The following is a 1448-nucleotide window of genomic DNA, read 5'->3' as shown; positions in this document are numbered from 1 at the left end:
TGGTATCCATAAATATTGAGATCATGTTGCAGATGTTTGACATCTTCACCAGTGCTACCTGGACGCAGAATTGGGCTAGAAATAGTAGACATGATTTTCTCCTGAGTGTAGTTGAATAAAATGGAACAAAAGTAGAAATCATCGATTGACAAAAGTCAAAACAATTCAAAATTATTAATTCAAAATTACAATCAGTGGCGGGTTTGAATCCCCGACTAATTGATTCTGACGGATGTATTCTGACGGATGTATTCTTCTTCAAGCCTTTTGGTTAAGGTCTAGGTTTACAGGCAGATCCAATCAAAGTACGCCAAGTTTGAACCCCGACAATCCCATCTACAGTAATATGATGTTTGCGTTGAAAGTCTTTGACAGTTTCCTCTGTTTGTGGGCCAAAGTCAGCGTCAAAGGTAATTTCGTAATGGTAGCAACGAATTAAAATCTGTTGCACTAATCTAACTCCTTCGCTAACAGTGCCATTACTGAGAGTAGGCATATCATTGTACAAATTCGCACTGGTAGCAGGACCTTGTGCTTCGGTTGTGCTAGTCATAGTTTTATTTCTCCATGTGTGTTTAGTAGAGAACATACACTGCTAATACTTTTAAGAGTGTTTGTTTAGCCCGTATATGTCATTGAATTCAGTTTGCTTCTTTCAATCCAGCCTTGACAACCGAAATTGATGAACTTAAAAAGAACTTATAAAGTTCTGATCAATCAATTTTTCTTTTTAAGCACAAAGCCTATTCCAGCAATACTGAACCTATCATTACGTTTCTTTTTTTCGGTAAAATTGGTACAATGATCTTAGGTACAGCATCTACAGTTATCAGCGCCCAATAGCAAGTATCTAGTGAACCTAAATTTCAGAGTTTGAGAGCATCTCGTATTCCAGACCCTAGACAGCAGGGACGCAATTGGCAATATGGAAAACAAGGGCGATCGCATCCGCTAATTTGACATACTTTTAAGCAAGTGCATAAGTTGATGCGCTCTAACTCTATAAATAAAAGGGCAAGATTACCTCTTTAGGCTTAACCTATGGTTCAGACTTAACCTACATAGTTAAGCTTTTTGTTAAAGAGTCAGTCCTATTTATTTGGTGGTGACTTGTGCCAGTCATCCTCCTATTTCTTAGTGGTTCGAGAAGATACATTAGTAATCCAGAAATCCTTATCCATAAAAAATATATTTATTACCTGTGAGGTATTTAATGAAGCCCCAACAAAGGAGCCGGAAACGTGGTGTAATCCTAACACTGCAAGGATTTCAAAAACTGCAAGATGCAAAATCACAATCAGAAAGTTGTGAAAATTTAGATAAACATTATACCCATCAAGCCTTAGCAATTCGCACTGGGTTAGATCCAGATACAGTAGCAAAAGTATTTGCTTGTGAAGTGGGGGTAGATCAACAAACCCTAAAGTCCTGTTTCCGAGCATTCAACT

1 protein-coding gene and 1 pseudogene are annotated in these 1448 nt (G+C 37.8%); one reads left to right on the top strand and one right to left on the bottom strand.

Features of this window, described 5'->3' with window-relative positions; all coding sequences use genetic code 11:
• Positions 1 to 271: 271 nt before the first annotated feature.
• Positions 272 to 553, bottom strand: coding sequence for a peptidoglycan-binding domain-containing protein (locus G4P69_RS38175; protein ID WP_208345124.1), 282 nt, complete (start codon positions 551 to 553; stop codon positions 272 to 274).
• Between the two features lie 660 nt (positions 554 to 1213).
• Between G4P69_RS38175 and G4P69_RS38170 the strand changes: the two are divergent.
• Positions 1214 to 1448 (top strand): annotated as a pseudogene (locus tag G4P69_RS38170) (AAA-like domain-containing protein); the annotation flags it as partial.

The sequence above is a fragment of the Aetokthonos hydrillicola CCALA 1050 genome (genome assembly GCF_017591665.1).
GTDB classification, from domain to species: Bacteria; Cyanobacteriota; Cyanobacteriia; order Cyanobacteriales; family Nostocaceae; genus Aetokthonos; species Aetokthonos hydrillicola.
This window is presented reverse-complemented; position numbering and strand designations above follow the sequence as displayed.